Source organism: Microbacterium proteolyticum, assembly GCF_014192415.1.
Lineage (GTDB): Bacteria > Actinomycetota > Actinomycetes > Actinomycetales > Microbacteriaceae > Microbacterium > Microbacterium proteolyticum.
In genome coordinates this window covers 52356-68136 of the sequence record NZ_JACHXY010000001.1, presented here as the reverse complement: position 1 = coordinate 68136, position 15781 = coordinate 52356, and the positions used below count along the sequence as shown (strand labels likewise).

At 69.6% G+C, this 15781-nt stretch carries 15 protein-coding genes; 13 read left to right on the top strand and 2 right to left on the bottom strand.

Going from position 1 to position 15781, the window contains the following annotated elements; genetic code table 11:
- The first annotated feature begins 58 nt into the window (after positions 1–58).
- The 8 genes from FHS07_RS00360 to FHS07_RS00325 all read left to right on the top strand — a co-directional run bounded on the left by FHS07_RS00360 (position 59) and on the right by FHS07_RS00325 (position 6291).
- Complete coding sequence (locus FHS07_RS00360) at positions 59–883, top strand: FtsQ-type POTRA domain-containing protein (protein ID WP_343054567.1); 825 nt, start codon at positions 59–61, stop codon at positions 881–883.
- 379 nt (positions 884–1262) lie between these two features.
- Complete coding sequence (ftsZ, locus tag FHS07_RS00355; protein ID WP_183417952.1) at positions 1263–2450, top strand: cell division protein FtsZ; 1188 nt, start codon at positions 1263–1265, stop codon at positions 2448–2450.
- Positions 2451–2521: 71 nt separating this feature from the next.
- A complete protein-coding gene (locus FHS07_RS00350; RefSeq protein WP_183417951.1) occupies positions 2522–3205 on the top strand; it encodes a YggS family pyridoxal phosphate-dependent enzyme in 684 nt (227 codons plus the stop codon).
- Positions 3206–3236: 31 nt separating this feature from the next.
- Positions 3237–3710 (top strand): cell division protein SepF, encoded by a 474-nt coding sequence (locus FHS07_RS00345; RefSeq protein WP_183417950.1) that lies wholly within the window; start codon positions 3237–3239, stop codon positions 3708–3710.
- A gap of 6 nt (positions 3711–3716) precedes the next feature.
- Complete coding sequence (locus FHS07_RS00340) at positions 3717–4019, top strand: YggT family protein (protein WP_183417949.1); 303 nt, start codon at positions 3717–3719, stop codon at positions 4017–4019.
- Between the two features lie 135 nt (positions 4020–4154).
- Entirely contained in the window at positions 4155–4778 is a 624-nt protein-coding gene (locus tag FHS07_RS00335) for a DivIVA domain-containing protein (RefSeq protein WP_183417948.1), read from the top strand.
- Positions 4779–4787: 9 nt separating this feature from the next.
- Complete coding sequence (lspA, locus tag FHS07_RS00330; RefSeq protein WP_183417947.1) at positions 4788–5366, top strand: signal peptidase II; 579 nt, start codon at positions 4788–4790, stop codon at positions 5364–5366.
- Position 5367: 1 nt separating this feature from the next.
- The gene (locus tag FHS07_RS00325) at positions 5368–6291 is read left to right on the top strand and encodes an RluA family pseudouridine synthase (protein ID WP_183417946.1); all 924 of its coding nucleotides are present in this window, start codon (positions 5368–5370) and stop codon (positions 6289–6291) included.
- Positions 6292–6358: 67 nt separating this feature from the next.
- Here the strand turns inward: FHS07_RS00325 and FHS07_RS00320 are convergent, their stop codons facing one another.
- Positions 6359–6832, bottom strand: coding sequence for an NUDIX domain-containing protein (locus tag FHS07_RS00320; RefSeq protein WP_183417945.1), 474 nt, complete (start codon positions 6830–6832; stop codon positions 6359–6361).
- Positions 6833–6980: 148 nt separating this feature from the next.
- On the opposite strand from FHS07_RS00320, the gene dnaE reads away from it, so the two are divergent.
- The 5 genes from dnaE to FHS07_RS00295 all read left to right on the top strand — a co-directional run bounded on the left by dnaE (position 6981) and on the right by FHS07_RS00295 (position 15016).
- Positions 6981–10445, top strand: a complete 3465-nt coding sequence (dnaE, locus tag FHS07_RS00315; RefSeq protein ID WP_221189158.1) for a DNA polymerase III subunit alpha — start codon at positions 6981–6983, stop codon at positions 10443–10445.
- Positions 10446–10542: 97 nt separating this feature from the next.
- Positions 10543–11919 carry a hypothetical protein gene (locus FHS07_RS16305; RefSeq protein WP_246383057.1) on the top strand — a complete coding sequence of 459 codons (1377 nt, stop codon included), beginning with the start codon at positions 10543–10545 and terminating at the stop codon, positions 11917–11919.
- 261 nt (positions 11920–12180) lie between these two features.
- Positions 12181–13482 (top strand): histidinol dehydrogenase, encoded by a 1302-nt coding sequence (hisD, locus tag FHS07_RS00305; protein WP_183417943.1) that lies wholly within the window; start codon positions 12181–12183, stop codon positions 13480–13482.
- A 2-nt stretch (positions 13483–13484) separates the two neighbouring features.
- The gene (gene nrdR / locus FHS07_RS00300) at positions 13485–13985 is read left to right on the top strand and encodes a transcriptional regulator NrdR (protein WP_183417942.1); all 501 of its coding nucleotides are present in this window, start codon (positions 13485–13487) and stop codon (positions 13983–13985) included.
- A 5-nt stretch (positions 13986–13990) separates the two neighbouring features.
- Complete coding sequence (locus FHS07_RS00295) at positions 13991–15016, top strand: quinone-dependent dihydroorotate dehydrogenase (RefSeq protein WP_183417941.1); 1026 nt, start codon at positions 13991–13993, stop codon at positions 15014–15016.
- A gap of 187 nt (positions 15017–15203) precedes the next feature.
- Here FHS07_RS00295 and FHS07_RS00290 read toward each other — a convergent pair whose 3' ends face one another.
- A complete protein-coding gene (locus FHS07_RS00290) occupies positions 15204–15776 on the bottom strand; it encodes a DUF3043 domain-containing protein (RefSeq protein WP_183417940.1) in 573 nt (190 codons plus the stop codon).
- Between the last annotated feature and the right edge of the window lie 5 nt (positions 15777–15781).

Below are 15781 nucleotides of genomic sequence, written 5' to 3'. Positions count from 1 at the left end.
GGCGCGGTCCGAACGCTCGACGGGGCGGCACGACGCCTCGGTCGTCGGAGCGGCACCGGTGACGCCCCTCGTGCGCCCGGAGACGACGGACGCCGTGCCGGAGCCGGCACTCAAGGGTGCGGGCTTCCGCGACGTGCTGCGGGCGTCGCGGGCCCGGCGTCGCGCGCTGTCCGCCGAGGTCAAACGGTTCACGGTGCGCAGTCGCCGCCGCCGCAACCTCTGGATCGGCGTGGGGGTGGCGGTTCTCGTCACGGTGGCCGGCACGGCGGGAGCCGCATACTCGCCGTTGTTCGCGGTCGAGCGCATCGACGTCGTCGGCACGTCGCAGCTCGACGTTGCCGCCGTCACCGATGCGCTCGGCGGCCAGCTCGGAACCCCTCTCGCGCTCGTCGACGACAGCGCGGTGAAGGCGGCCCTGGTGCGCTTCCCGCTGGTGGAGTCCTACACGCTCGAGGCCCGGCCGCCGCACGATCTCGTGGTGAACATCGTCGAGCGAACCCCCATCGGGGCGATGCAGGGCGCGGCGGGTTTCACGGTGGTGGATGCCGCCGGCGTCGCCCTGTCGACCACCCCCGAGGCCCCCGCCGGTCAGCCCGTCCTCGACATCGCCGAGGGGACGGGGTCGGCGGCGTTCCGCGCGGCCGGCCGCGTCATGCGGGCCCTGCCCGACACGGTACGTGCGCAGGTGACCGGCGTCTCGGCATCCACTCCCGACGACGTCACCCTGACGCTGGGCGCCTCGGGCTCGACGGTCGTGTGGGGGAGCGCGGAGCGCTCGGCCGAGAAGGCGCTCGTGCTCGACCGGCTGATGCAGAAGAGTCCGCCCGACCGTGCCAGAGAGTACGACGTCACCTCTCCCGACGCGGGCGTGGTTCGTTCGTAGCCGACGGCAGGGTGGCGCTCCGACGCTCCGACGCTCCGACGCTCCGACGCTCCGATGCGCCGACCGGCTTTTGCCGGCTTCGGCCGTCGAGGCGCGCGCGGTGCGCGGGAGGCGCGGGCGGGCGTCGTGCGCAGGCGGTCGGAGCAGCCGTCGTGCGCCGAGGCCCGGGCGGGCGTCACCCCTGTCGTGCCTCCTCCAGGAGCGTGCGGCTCGCGCGTTCGTGCCGGATCTGCGAGGCGATAGTCCGACACACCGCGTGTCGGGCGAGCCGCATCCGATCCGCCACCTACTTTCGAACTAAGGAATTGCATACCGGGCAATTCTTTAACCCTCAACATGAGGTTTAGAGTTTCGGGTTCGGGGACAAACGGAGGCCGGCATGAGCCACAACCAGAACTACCTCGCCGTGATCAAGGTCGTCGGTGTGGGCGGCGGCGGCGTCAACGCCGTCAATCGCATGATCGAGCTCGGCCTTCGTGGCGTGGAGTTCATCGCGATCAACACCGACGCGCAGGCGCTGCTGATGAGCGACGCCGACGTCAAGCTCGACGTGGGCCGCGAGCTCACCCGGGGACTCGGCGCGGGAGCCGACCCCGAAGTCGGTCGTCGCGCCGCCGAGGACCACGCGGAAGAGATCGAAGAGGCCCTGCGCGGCGCCGACATGGTCTTCGTCACCGCGGGCGAGGGTGGCGGCACGGGCACCGGTGGTGCACCGGTCGTCGCCAAGATCGCCAAGTCGATCGGCGCGTTGACCATCGGTGTCGTCACCAAGCCCTTCTCGTTCGAGGGGCGCCGTCGTCAGAGCCAGGCCGAGGCCGGTGTCGGGCGCCTGAAAGAAGAGGTCGACACCCTCATCGTCGTGCCCAACGACCGCCTTCTCGAGATCAGCGACCGCGGGATCTCGATGATCGAGGCCTTCGCCACCGCCGACCAGGTTCTGCTCGCAGGTGTCCAGGGCATCACCGACCTCATCACCACGCCGGGTCTGATCAACCTCGACTTCGCCGACGTGAAGAGCGTCATGCAGGGTGCGGGTTCGGCCCTCATGGGCATCGGCTCCGCCCGCGGCGCGGATCGTGCCATCAAGGCAGCGGAGCTCGCCGTCGAATCCCCCCTGCTCGAGGCGTCGATCGAAGGCGCGCACGGCGTGTTGCTGTCGATCCAGGGCGGTTCGAACCTCGGCATCTTCGAGATCAACGACGCCGCCCAGCTCGTCAAGGAAGCGGCCCACCCCGAGGCGAACATCATCTTCGGTACGGTCATCGACGACACTCTCGGCGACGAGGTGCGCGTCACCGTGATCGCCGCCGGTTTCGACGGGGGCGAGCCCTCGCTGCGCATCGACCCCGTCGGCGCTCAGCGTCCGGCATCCCCTCCCGTACTCCCCGCGATCCCCGCCGACGACGTCGCCCGCGACCTCGACGCGGCCGAGGAGCAGAAGGCCACGACGGAACGCGCCCCCGAGCGTCGCCCGGAGCCGACCCCCGTCGTCGCGCGCGTCCCCGAGACCTCGTACGACAACGGCTACGCCGATGACGACCTCGATGTGCCCGACTTCCTGAAGTAAGCACGCACGATCTCTCCGACGAAAGCGGGTCCGGTCTCCACCGGGCCCGCTCTCGTCGTCGAAGGAGCCCCATGGACACCGCCCTGGCCGATCGCCTCGCCGCTGTGGACGAGCGCATTCAGGATGCCGCCCGCGCGGCGCACCGCGACGCCGCCGCCATCACCCGGATCGTCGTCACGAAGTTCCATCCCGCGACGCTCGTATCCGAGCTGCACGCCCTGGGCGTGCGCGACGTGGGCGAGAACCGTCAGCAGGAGCTCACCGCCAAGCGCGCCGAGCTCGCTGGCTTCCCGGATCTGAAATGGCATTTCATCGGTCAGGCGCAGACGAACAAAGCGCGGGCCGTGCGGGCGGCGGCGGATGCCGTGCACTCGATCGACCGTGCACGCATCGCCGACGCGCTCGACGGCGCCGACGGTCGCGGCTTGCTCGACGTACTGCTCCAGGTCAATCTCACCGACGACACGGGCCGCGGCGGGGTCGACCCGAGCGGCGTCGAGGAGCTCGCCGCCCACGTCGCGGGGCTGTCGACCCTGCGCCTGCGCGGCGTCATGGCGGTCGCACCGCTCGACGAAGAACCCGTCCGCGCGTTCGAACGCCTGCGCCGGTCGGCCGATGCCGTGCGCGCAGTCGTGCCCGACGCCGAGTGGATCTCGGCGGGCATGACGGGCGACTTCCCCGAAGCCATCGCGATGGGCGCGACACACCTGCGGATCGGTTCTGCAATCACGGGCCCGAGGCCCCCGCGCGACTAGCCTCGAACCAGACGAGCGAACGGAGGATGCGATGTCGAACCCCCTCAAGAAAACGATGGTGTACCTGGGCCTCGCCGACGAGGAAGAGACCTATGAGGAGACAGCGCCGCAGCCCATCGCGCGCAAGCAGCCCGCACAGACTGCTGCTCCCCTCGAGAAGGCCGCGCCGGTGACCCCCCTGCACCGCCCCGCCGTGGTGCGCCAGCCCACTGCCGGGCCCGTGAGCGAGATCCTCACGGTGCACCCCAAGCAGTACCGCGACGCGCAGACGATCGCCGAGAACTTCCGCGAGGGCATTCCGGTCATCATCAACCTGTCGCAGATGAGCGACGCCGACGCGCGTCGCCTGATCGACTTCGCGAGCGGACTCTCGCTCGGGCTGTACGGACGTATCGAGCGGGTGACGAGCAAGGTCTTCCTGCTCTCGCCCGAGAACATCGCCGTCTCCGGCGACGGTGCGATCGCGCAGGCCGACCCCGAGGGCGCGCCCTTCGCGTCCCAGTAACGCGTCGTGGCCGTCCTGAGCCTGGTCGGCTCGCTTCTCAGCGTCGTCCTGTTCATCTACATCGTGATCCTGCTCGCGCGCCTGGTGCTCGAGTACATCCCGATGTTCAACCGGGAATGGCGTCCGCGCGGTGCCACCCTGGTGCTCGCCGAGATCGTGTACACGGTGACGGATCCGCCGATCAAGCTGATCCGACGTGTGGTCCCGCCCCTTCGTATCGGGGGGATCGCGATCGACTTCGGTTTCGCGATCGTCATGTTCGTCTGTTTCATGTTGCTGAGCGTCACCCGGTCCCTCGCGGCCGCGTGACCCGCATCGCCGCCGTCTCTTCGACAGTGCACTTCGACACTGTCCAGGGGCGGCGGCTATGCTGTTCCGAAGCGGTACGCCTCGGTGCGACACCCCCACCCCTTCTTCATCAGAGCTCTCGAAAGAGGAATCACCATGGCACTGACCCCCGATGACGTCGTCACCAAGCAGTTCCAGCACGTGCGTTTCAAAGAGGGTTTCGACCCCGACGAGGTCGACGACTTCCTCGACGAGATCGTCGTCGAATGGCGCAAGACGATCGCTGAGAACGACGAGCTGAAGAACAAGCTCGCGGCCTACGAGTCCGGTGAGGCCACCCCCGCCGCCACCGAGGCCCCCGCCGCTGAGGCCCCCGCCGTGGCGGAGCCCGTCGCCGAAGAGGTACCTGCTCCGGCCCCCGTCGCGTCGACGCCGACCCCCGACATGGAGCCCGCCGCCCAGAGCGCCGGCATCATCGAGCTGGCCCAGCGCCTGCACGACGAGCACGTCGCCGAGGGTCGCGCGCAGCGCGATCAGCTCGTCAGCGACGCCCAGGCCCAGGCGGCGTCCATCGTCGCCGAGGCCGAGCAGAAGGGTCGCGAAGAGCGTGCCCGCCTCGAGAAGGAGCGCGTGACGCTCGAGGGCCGCATCACCGAGCTCCGCAACTTCGAGCGCGACTACCGCTCGCAGCTGCGTTCGTACATCGAGGGTCAGCTCCGCGACCTCGACACCACCGCGACGTCCTCGGGCTCGACGCCGGTGTCGGCGATCGGTCTGTAGGACCACTCTTTGCGCAGTCGTTCTCCTCTGCGTCCGGCGGCGGCCGGCATCGTCATCGCGATTCTCGCGGTGCTGGTGCTGGCCGCCGACCAGTTGGCGAAGACCGTCGCGATCGACACTCTTCCCCCGGAGCGCGTCGTCCCGGTGCTGGGCGATGCCCTGCAGTTCTACCTCGTTCGAAACCCCGGCGCCGCCTTCTCGCTCGGCGAGGGCGTGACGTGGGTGTTCACCATCGCGCTGGCCGTCGTCGCCGGCGTCATCGTCTTCCTCGCCGTGCGGCGCGTGCGGTCGCGGCTGTGGGCCGTCGTCCTCGGCCTGCTGCTCGGTGGGGTGCTGGGCAATCTCACCGACCGTCTCGTGCGTGCGCCGGGATTCCCCGTGGGCCACGTCGTCGACTTCATCTCGACCCCCTGGATGATGCCCGCGATCTACAACGTCGCCGACATCTTCATCGTCTCGATGATGATCTCGGTGGCCATCCTCGTGCTGGCGGGGCTCCGATTCGACGGAACCCGTGAGACCCGGGCGTCGCGGGCGGCCGATGCCGACGGCGACGTCGAGCCGTCACCCGAGCAGGGCACCCGCTGACATGGAGTCGCGGAGCCTGCCCGTGCCCGACGGGCTCGACGGAACGCGCATCGACCAGGCCTTGGCCAAGATGCTCGGTTTCTCGCGAACCTTCGCCGCCGACGTCGCCGACGCCGGGGGAGTGAGCGTCGACGGGCGCACCGCCGGAAGGTCTGATCGCCTCCGCGCGGGCACCTGGCTGAGCGTGGAATGGGAGCCCAAGCGCGAGCCCGAGATCGTGCCGGTCGCGGTTCCCGACCTCGGGATCGTGCACGACGACGACGACATCGTCGTGGTCGACAAACCCGCGGGCGTGGCCGCGCACCCTTCACTCGGCTGGGAGGGCCCCACGGTCCTCGGCGCGTTGGCGGCGGCCGGCTTCCGCATCGCCACAAGCGGTCCGGCCGAACGACGCGGAGTCGTCCACCGCCTCGATGCGGGCACGAGCGGTCTCATGGTCGTTGCCAAGACCGAGCGTGCCTATGCGCTGCTCAAGAGCGCGTTCAAAGAGCGCGAGGTCGAGAAGATCTACCACGCGGTCGTGCAGGGACATCCCGATCCGCTCAGCGGCACCATCGACGCGCCGATCGGGCGGCATCCGCACCACTCCTGGAAGTTCGCCGTGACCCCCGACGGCAAGGACTCGATCACGCACTACGAGACCCTCGAGGCCTTCCCCCGGGCATCACTGCTCGAGATCCATCTCGAGACGGGCCGCACCCATCAGATCCGCGTGCACATGGCCGCTCACCGGCACCCGTGCGCGGGCGATCCGCTGTACGGGGGCGACCCCACGCTATCCGCGCGCCTGGGGCTGACGCGGCAGTGGTTGCACGCGCACCGACTGGCCTTCACGCACCCCGGCACGGGGGAGTGGGTCTCGTTCGAGTCGCCCTATCCGCCCGAGCTGGCGCACGCGCTGGAGATCCTCGGCGACGGAGCCTGAGCGCCGGTCCCTCGCCGACGTCGAGCGGGCTTCAGCCCCGTGTTGCGTTGTCCGGGTCGGGCGCCCCTCAGCGTCCGCCCTCGAAGCGCGTCGATCCCTCCGTCAGTGCCGCGCGCACGCGCGCCGACATGTCGGCATCCAGGATCTCGTCGACGGCGGTGATCGGATGCCATCCCACCTCGGTCATCTCCCCGTCCACCGGCACGGGTTCGCCCGAGATCCATCGGCACGCGAAGGTCAGGTCGAGGTAGTCGCTCTGGTCGCCGTTGTCGTAGGTGACCCGCGGGATCTGGTGCACCCACGCGAGCCGTTCGGCGCGGATGCGCACCCCCGCCTCCTCTTCCGCCTCGCGAACGGCGGCGTCGGCGGGCTCTTCCCCCGGATCTACGATGCCCGTGATCGGCGTGAGCCGCCCGGTATCGCTGCGGCGACCGAGCAGCACCTGGCCGTCATGCACGATCACCGCGGTCACCCCCACGAGAGGGAGGGGACGGATGCCGATGTGACGGCGCAGCTCCAGCACGAAATCGGGGGTGGGCACGCGCCCACCGTAGCCGAGCCGCGCGCGGCGGTCATCGCCGACTGGGCGTCCGCCCCGAACATCTGGGAGCGATGTCGGAGGCCGAACGTACACTCGGTACGTGGCAGCAGACTCCTTCGCTCACCTTCACGTGCACAGCGAGTACTCGATGCTCGACGGTGCCGCGCGCATCGGCCCGATGGTGCAAGAGGCCGTCAAACTGGGCATGCCCGCCATCGCGGTCACCGACCACGGCAACACCTTCGCGGCCTACGAGTTCTACAAGACCGCGAAAGACGCCGGCATCAAGCCCATCATCGGCATCGAGGCCTACGTCACCCCCGGCACGCACCGCTCCGACAAGGCGCGGGTGCGGTGGGGCACGCCCGAGCAGCAGGGCGACGACGTCTCGGGTTCGGGCGCGTACACGCACATGACGTTGCTCTCCGAGACGACCGAGGGCATGCACAACCTGTTCCGGTTGTCGTCGCGGGCGAGCATGGAGGGCTACTACTTCAAGCCCCGCATGGACCGCGAGCTGCTGCAGACCTACGGCAAGGGGCTCATCGCCACGACCGGGTGCCCGTCCGGCGAGGTGCAGACCCGGCTCCGCCTCGGTCAGTACGACGCCGCGCGCGCCGCCGCGGCGGAGTTCCAAGACATCTTCGGCAAAGACAACTACTTCGCCGAGATCATGGACCACGGCCTGTCGATCGAGCGGCGGGTCATGACCGACCTGCTGAAGATCTCGAAAGACCTCGGCATTCCGCTCGTCGGCACGAACGACCTCCACTACACCCACCAGCACGACGCCACGAGTCACGCCGCTCTGCTGTGCGTGCAGTCGGGTTCGACACTCGACGACCCCAAGCGCTTCAAGTTCGACGGTGACGGCTACTACGTCAAGTCGCCCGCCGAGATGCGGCAAGTGTTCCGCGACAACCCCGAGGCGTGCGACAACACCCTGCTCATCGCCGAACGATGCGAGGTCGAGTTCGACACGTCGGCGAACTACATGCCGCGCTTCCCGGTCCCCGCGGGCGAGACCGAGGGCAGTTGGATGATCAAAGAGGTCGAGAACGGCCTCCGCGACCGTTACCCCGACGGCATCCCGGACGACGTGCGCAAGCAGGCCGAGTACGAGACCGATGTCATCCTCCAGATGGGGTTCCCGGGCTACTTCCTCGTCGTCGCCGACTTCATCAACTGGGCCAAAGACCACGGCATCCGCGTGGGGCCGGGCCGTGGCTCGGGTGCGGGGTCGATGGTCGCGTACGCGATGAAGATCACCGACCTCGATCCGCTCAAGCACGGCCTCATCTTCGAGCGGTTCCTCAACCCCGACCGCGTCTCGATGCCCGACTTCGACGTCGACTTCGACGACCGTCGTCGTGGTGAGGTCATCCAGTACGTGACCGAGAAGTACGGCGACGAGCGCGTGGCGCAGATCGTGACGTACGGCACCATCAAGGCGAAGCAGGCTCTGAAAGACGCCGGGCGCGTCTTGGGTTTCCCGTTCAGCATGGGAGACCGTCTCACCAAGGCCATGCCCCCCGCGGTCATGGGCAAAGACATGCCGCTCGACGGCATGTTCAACCCCGAGCACCCGCGGTACAAAGAGGCGAGCGAGTTCCGCACGCTCATCGAGACCGACGCCGAAGCCAAGACGGTGTTCGATACCGCGCTGGGCCTCGAGAACCTCAAGCGCCAGTGGGGCGTGCACGCCGCCGGCGTCATCATGTCGAGCGAGCCCCTCATCGACATCATCCCGATCATGCGCCGCGAGCAGGACGGCCAGATCGTCACGCAGTTCGACTACCCCGCGTGCGAGTCGCTCGGCCTGATCAAGATGGACTTCCTGGGGCTGCGCAACCTCACGATCATCAACGACGCCCTCGACAACATCGAGGCCAACCGCGGCCACCCGCTCGTGTTGGAAGATCTCGACCTCGACGACGCGGCATCCTACGAACTCCTCGCCCGTGGCGACACGCTCGGTGTGTTCCAGCTCGACGGCGGACCCATGCGCTCGCTTCTGCGCCTGATGCGGCCCGACAACTTCGAAGACATCTCGGCCGTCCTGGCTCTGTACCGTCCCGGCCCGATGGGCGTGAACTCGCACATCAACTACGCGCTGCGAAAGAACAGGCAGCAAGAGATCGAGCCGATCCATCCCGAGCTCGAAGAGCCCCTCGCCGACATCCTCGACACCACCTACGGCCTGATCGTGTACCAGGAGCAGGTGATGGCCGTCGCGCAGCGCGTCGCCGGCTACACGCTCGGTCAAGCCGACCTGCTGCGGCGGGCGATGGGCAAGAAGAAGAAGAGCGAGCTCGACAAGCAGAAAGAGATCTTCTTCGGCGGCATGACCGAGCGCGGCTTCGGCGACGTCGCGCAGCAGACGCTGTGGAAGGTGCTCGAGTCGTTCGCCGACTACGCCTTCAACAAGGCGCACACCGCCGCCTACGGACTCGTGTCGTACTGGACGGCCTACCTCAAGGCGCACTACCCGGCCGAGTACATGGCCGCGCTGCTGACGAGCGTCGGCGACTCGAAAGACAAGATGGCGGTGTACCTCAACGAGTGCCGCCGCATGGGCATCAAGGTGCTTCCCCCCGATGTCAACGAGTCGATCCGCTTCTTCGCGGCCGTCGGCGAAGACATCCGCTTCGGATTGGGCGCGGTCCGAAACGTCGGCACCAACGTCGTCGACGGCATCGTCGCTGCGCGCCAGGATGCCAGGTACACCTCGTTCCACGACTTCCTGTCGAAGGTGCCGATGCACGTGGCCAACAAGCGCACGGTGGAGTCGCTGATCAAGGCCGGGGCGTTCGACTCGCTCGGGTCGACCCGACGCGCGCTGGTCGAGGTGCACGAAGACGCCTGCGAGGGCGCCGTACTCGACAAGCGACGTGAGGCGAACGGCGAGGTCGGCTTCGACTTCGACTCGCTGTGGGACGAACCGCAGCAGGTCGTCAAAGTTCCCGAACGGCCCGAGTGGACCAAGAAGGACAAGCTGGCCTTCGAGCGTGAGATGCTCGGCCTCTACGTGTCCGACCATCCCCTCGCGGGCCTCGAGGTACCGCTCGCCAAGCATGCATCGACCTCCATCCACGATCTGCTCGCGTCCGAAGACGTGCAGGACGGCGATCAGGTCACGGTGGCGGGTCTGCTCACCAGCGTCCAGCACCGCGTGGCGAAGCAGAGCGGCAATCCCTACGGCATGATCACCGTCGAGGACTTCAACGGCGAGGTGACCGTGATGTTCATGGGCAAGACCTACGCGGAGTTCGCGCCGGTCCTGCAGGCCGACTCGATCCTCGTCGTGCGCGGCCGGGTGTCGCGGCGCGACGACGGTCTGAACCTGCACGCCCAGAGCGCCTTCGCGCCCGACCTCGAGGGACTCGACGAGTCGGGTGGCCTGACGCTCATGGTGCCGGAACAGCGCGCCAACGAGGCGTTGGTCGGCGAGCTCGCGCAGATGCTGCGTCGGCACACCGGCTCGACGGAGGTCGTTCTCAAGCTGCACAAAGGCACGACCGCCAAAGTGTTCGAGGTGCCGATGCCTGTGCGCGTCACAGCCGACCTCTTCGGGGAGTTGAAAGGCCTGCTCGGACCGAACTGCCTCGGCTGAATCGCCCCCAAGACCCTCGCTGCAAGCCCCAGCGGACCCCGACGAGCCCGTGATTAGGATGACCCAGGCGCTCCGGCGCCCTGGTGAAAGGATCATCGTGACCGATCAGAACCCCCACGACGGGGACACGCCCGCCGATCGTGAGCGTCTCGCCACGCCCGTCGACGAGACGCCCGCCCACGACCACCCCGTCTCGTCCGTGCGCGCGGGGGAGCACCGTTCCGTACCGGCGTCCGCTCACGCCAACTCCGGTGCACGCGACCACGACACCCTCCCTCGCACCGCCGATGCTCCGCAGTACGGCGTCGGGCCGTTCTCCGTCCGCGAGGTCGCCCTGCTCGGCATCTGGGTCGTCGCCTTCTTCGTGTCGTTCTTCCGCATCAACATCCTCGACTCCCCGTCCGGTGTGCTCATCGGCGGTCTGAACGTCTGGCTGTCGGGACTGTGGTGGATTCCCACCGTCGCGCTCCCGACCATCGCCGTGGGGCTCCTGGTGCTCCGTCGCCTCTCGCCCCAGGGCATCCGTCGTGTCGGCTCGCTCGGCATCGACCAGTTCGCCTCGGTCGCCTTCACCGTCTCGGCGTTCGTGTGGGTCTCCTGGGTGTGGGACACGGTCGTGATCTTCAACGAGACCGGCATCTGGACGCGGTCGTGGGTCATCTGGGTCGAAGCCGTCGTGCTGCTCGCGGGCGTGGTGCTGACCGTCTTCGGGCCCGTCATCCCGCCCTTCGCCCAGGACTTCCGGGGCCGCGAAGAGGTTCCTGCACACCGGAGTTCGCGCCCCATCCGTCCCGTCGTCTCCCGGCCCCGCGCTCCGCGTGCTCCCCGCACTCCGCAGCACGGCGGTGACGACCACGCCTCGGCGCACCCCGGCGAAGACCACACTCTCCGTCACGGCGTCGACGAGGCCGCGCCCGGCAGCTACACCGGCTCTACCGACGTCGCGCACGACGAGGCGGCCCCCCGCACGACGGTGCTCTCCGCCCACGTCGGAGACGACAGCGACACAGATGTCTTCGCGCCCCTGCGCGCGGATCGCGACCAGCAGGCGAATGACGCGCACCTCCACGATGCCTACCGCTCCGATGACGCCCGTCACGACGATCGGCGCCTCGACGACCAGCCTCTCGACGACGGTCGCCCGGACGACCGGCATGACGACGACGACGATCGTCACGGCGAGTACGGCCGCTCCGGGTACCTGCGAGACGGGCAGCGCCGTGCCGACGAGCCGCACCGCGCGGGGGACCACGATTCGCAGAACTCCCGTGACGACCACCCCCACGCGCAGGCGTTCTGGGCGCTCGCGCCGGAGCAGCGTGAAATCGTCGACGACTACGGCACGCCGATCTTCCACATCGGGCCCACGGCGTGGGCGCTCGTCGTCGAAGACCGCGGCGAGACCTTCGTCGTTCGCCACGACGACGGACGCATCGGCTACCTGCACGACGTGTCGGGAATCACGCGCGGCTGATCACCGCCCGCGAGCCGCCCGCCGTGTGCGCAGCGGCTCGCGGGGCGGAATCTGCGCGGCGGCTCCGCGGGCGGGGTAGCCGTGCGGCTCGCTCGGCGGGGCGCTCCCGATCGCCAGCGGCGCGTCGCCCGATCGGGCGAGAAGCAGACGGCCCCGGCCGCTGCCTGAGCGCAGCGCGGCGAGCACCGGTCGCCGACTGAGCACCGTCTTCGAGCCTCCCGCGCGCGGGGCACTGCGCGCACGGCCGGTAGCCTGGGACGCATGCTCCGCACGATCGATCTCCGCGGCCGCGTTCTCTCGCCGGCCGAGCTCCTCGCCGTCGTCCCGCGCGCCGAGGCCGCGCGCGATGAAGCCCTCGCCACGGCTGCGCGTCTCGTCGATGACGTCGCTCACCGCGGCGAAGAGGCGCTGCGCGAGCAGGCCGCCCGGTTCGATCGGGTGAGCGACCACGCCATCCGCGTCCCCGCCGACCACCTCGAAGAGGCGCTGCGCACCCTGGCCCCCGAGATCCGCGCGGCCCTCGACGCCGCCATCGAGCGGGTGCGCACGGCGTCGGCCGCGCAAGTGCCCGCCCCCGTCGTGACCGAGATCGGCGTGGGTGCCCGGGTCACCCAGCGCTGGCAGCCGGTGCGCCGTGTCGGCCTGTACGTCCCCGGCGGCAAGGCGGTCTACCCCTCGAGCGTCGTGATGAACGTCGTCCCGGCCCAGGTCGCGGGCGTGCGCGAGGTCGCTCTCGCCTCACCGCCGCAGTCGGCGTTCGGCGGGCGCGTGCACCCCGTCATCCTGGCCGCCGCGCACCTGCTCGGCGTCACCGAGGTCTACGCGATGGGTGGCGCGGGCGCCATCGGCGCCTTCGCCTACGGGGTGTCCGAGGTCGGTCTCGACCCGGTCGACGTCGTCACGGGGCCCGGCAACAACTTCGTCGCCTCCGCCAAGCGGGCCGTGGCCGGCCGCGTCGGCACGGACTCCGAGGCGGGAGCCACCGAGATCCTCGTCGTCGCCGACGACAGCGCCGCACCTCACCTGATCGCCGCCGACCTCGTCAGCCAGGCCGAGCACGACGAGCAGGCGTCGGCCGTGCTCGTCACCGACTCCACCGCTCTGGCCGACGCCGTGCAGGCAGCGCTTCCCGCACGCGTGGCCGCGACGCGTCACAGCGAGCGCGTGACCGCCGCCTTCCACGGTCCGCAGTCGGCGGTCGTCCTCGTCGACGACATCGCTCAGGCGACCGCGTTCAGCAACGCCTACGCCCCCGAGCACCTCGAGCTGCACCTCACCGACCCGCGGCCCGAGGAGTTCGTCAACGCGGGAGCGGTCTTCGTCGGCCCGTACACGCCCGTGAGCCTGGGCGACTACCTCGCCGGCAGCAATCACGTGCTGCCCACGGGCGGTCAGGCGCGTTACGGCGCGGGTCTGTCGGCGGCGACGTTCCTGCGGCCCCAGCAGGTCGTGCAGTACGACCGCGCCGCGCTGTCCGAGGTGCGGGACGCCATCGTCACCCTCGCCGAGGCCGAGGCGCTGCCCGCGCACGGCGAGGCCGTGACCGCGCGCTTCGAGGCGTAATCGTGCACTGCCCGTTCTGCCGCAACCCCGACTCCCGCGTCATCGACTCGCGCACGAGCGACGACGGCCTGAGCATCCGTCGCCGTCGGCAGTGCCCGAAGTGCGGAGGACGGTTCTCGACGGTCGAGACGGCGAGCCTCTATGTCATCAAGCGTTCGGGCGTGGTCGAGCCGTTCAGCCGCGAGAAGGTGATGTCGGGAGTGCGCAAGGCGTGCCAGGGTCGGCCCGTGACCGACGCCGACCTCGCGGTGCTCGCCCAGCGGGTCGAGGAAGCGATCCGTCAGACGGGGTCGTCGCAGATCGAGGCGAACGAGATCGGTCTGTCGATCCTCGGGCCCCTTCGCGACCTCGACGAGGTCGCCTACCTCCGCTTCGCGAGCGTCTACCAGGCGTTCGACTCCCTGGAGGATTTCGACGCGGCGATCGCGCAGCTGCGCGCGGATCACGCCGACCGCGACGCCGCGCTCGCAGACGGCGACCTCGACGGGCGTCCAGTAGCCTGACGGTGATGTATCCCCTTCTCTTCCGCACGGTTCTCACCCGCCTCGATCCCGAGTTCGCCCACCACCTCGGCGCGCTCGTCATCCGTGTCGCGGGCGTCGAGCCGGTGGCATCCGTGGTCCGCCGCTTCACGTCCCCGGCATCCGACCTCCGTGTGCGGGCACTCGGGCTCGATTTCCCCTCGCCGTTCGGTGTCGCGGCGGGTTTCGACAAGAACGTCACCATGGGGCGGGGGCTCGGCGCCCTCGGGTTCGGACACGTCGAGGTGGGCACGGTCACCGCGCTGCCGCAGCCGGGGAACCCCAAACCGCGCTTGTTCCGCCTCGTCGCCGACCGCGCGGTGATCAACCGCATGGGCTTCAACAACGACGGTGCGGCCGCCGCCGCCGCGAAGCTCCGGCGCCTCCGTCGGTCGCGCACCCGTCCGGTGATCGGTGTGAACATCGGCAAGAGCCGCGTCGTCGCCGTCGAGGACGCCACCACCGACTACGTCCGCAGCGCCAAGATGCTCGCGCCCCTCGCCGACTACCTCGTGGTCAACGTGTCCTCGCCCAACACGCCCGGACTCCGCGGCCTCCAGGCGGTCGAGACCCTTCGTCCTCTCCTGACAGCTGTGCGGGATGCCGCGGGTGACACCCCGCTCCTGGTCAAGATCGCGCCCGACCTCGACGACGCCGAGGTGCAGGACATCGCGCGCCTCGCCGTCGATGCGGGTCTCTCGGGCATCATCGCCACGAACACCACGATCGAGCGCTCGGGTCTCCACTCGGATGCCGCGACCGTCGAGGCCGCGGGCACCGGCGGTCTGTCGGGTGCTCCGCTGAAGGCGCGGGCGACCGAGGTGCTGCGGCTCGTCCGCGCGGCCGTCCCGGCGGAGTTCGTGGTCATCTCGGCCGGGGGAGTGGAGACCGCCGACGACGTGCGCGAGCGTCTCGCCGCCGGCGCGACCCTCGTGCAGGGCTATACCGGGTTCCTCTACCGCGGACCACTCTGGGCCCGCCAGATCAACCGCGCCCTCGCGCGCGGCCGCTGACGCCGCGACGCCGCTCGCCCCCGACGCCTCCGGCCGCTACGCGGCGCCCCGCACCCACGTCGAGTGTCCTCGACACGCCGCTGCGGTCGTCGTGGCCCGGCGTGTCTTGGACGCTCGACGCCCCGCGCGTCGGGGCACAGACGAAACGGCGCGCCCGTAGGCGCGCCGCTCGTGCAATCGGGTGAGGTCAGACCGGGTACTGGCCGCGCTTGACCTGCGCTTTGGGTAGCCGCATGAAGCGCATCTGCACGGTGCGCATCGCGGCGTACCAGCCGAGACCCTTCTCGAGCCGGCTCTCGCCGAACTTCTCCTTCGCGGCCTTCTTCACGCGGATGGAGGTGATGATCATGTCGCCGATGACGAAGAGGATGAAGATCCACAGCGCCACGAACGACCAGTACTGGAAGAACGACACGGGGATCAGCGTCGCGACGATCACGAGGACCATGAACGGCATGACGCCCTCGCCGAGGTGCCAACCGGCATCCACGAAGTCGCGCGCGAAGCGGCGCTGGGGGCCGCGGTCGCGCACCGGCAGGTACCGCTCCTCGCCGGCGGCCATGCCGATACGGGCCTTCTCGCGCTGTGCGGCGAGGTCGGCCCGCGCACGGGCCTTGGCTTCTTTGGTGTCGGGGACGAGGGGACGCTTGCGCGCGGCCTCCTGCTCGGCGCGCGACGGGGTCGCACGACCCTTGCCCGTGCCGATCTCCGTCGGTTCGACGGGGGTGTCGTTGGGTGCGGGGGCGGGGGACTTGGCCACGGGAA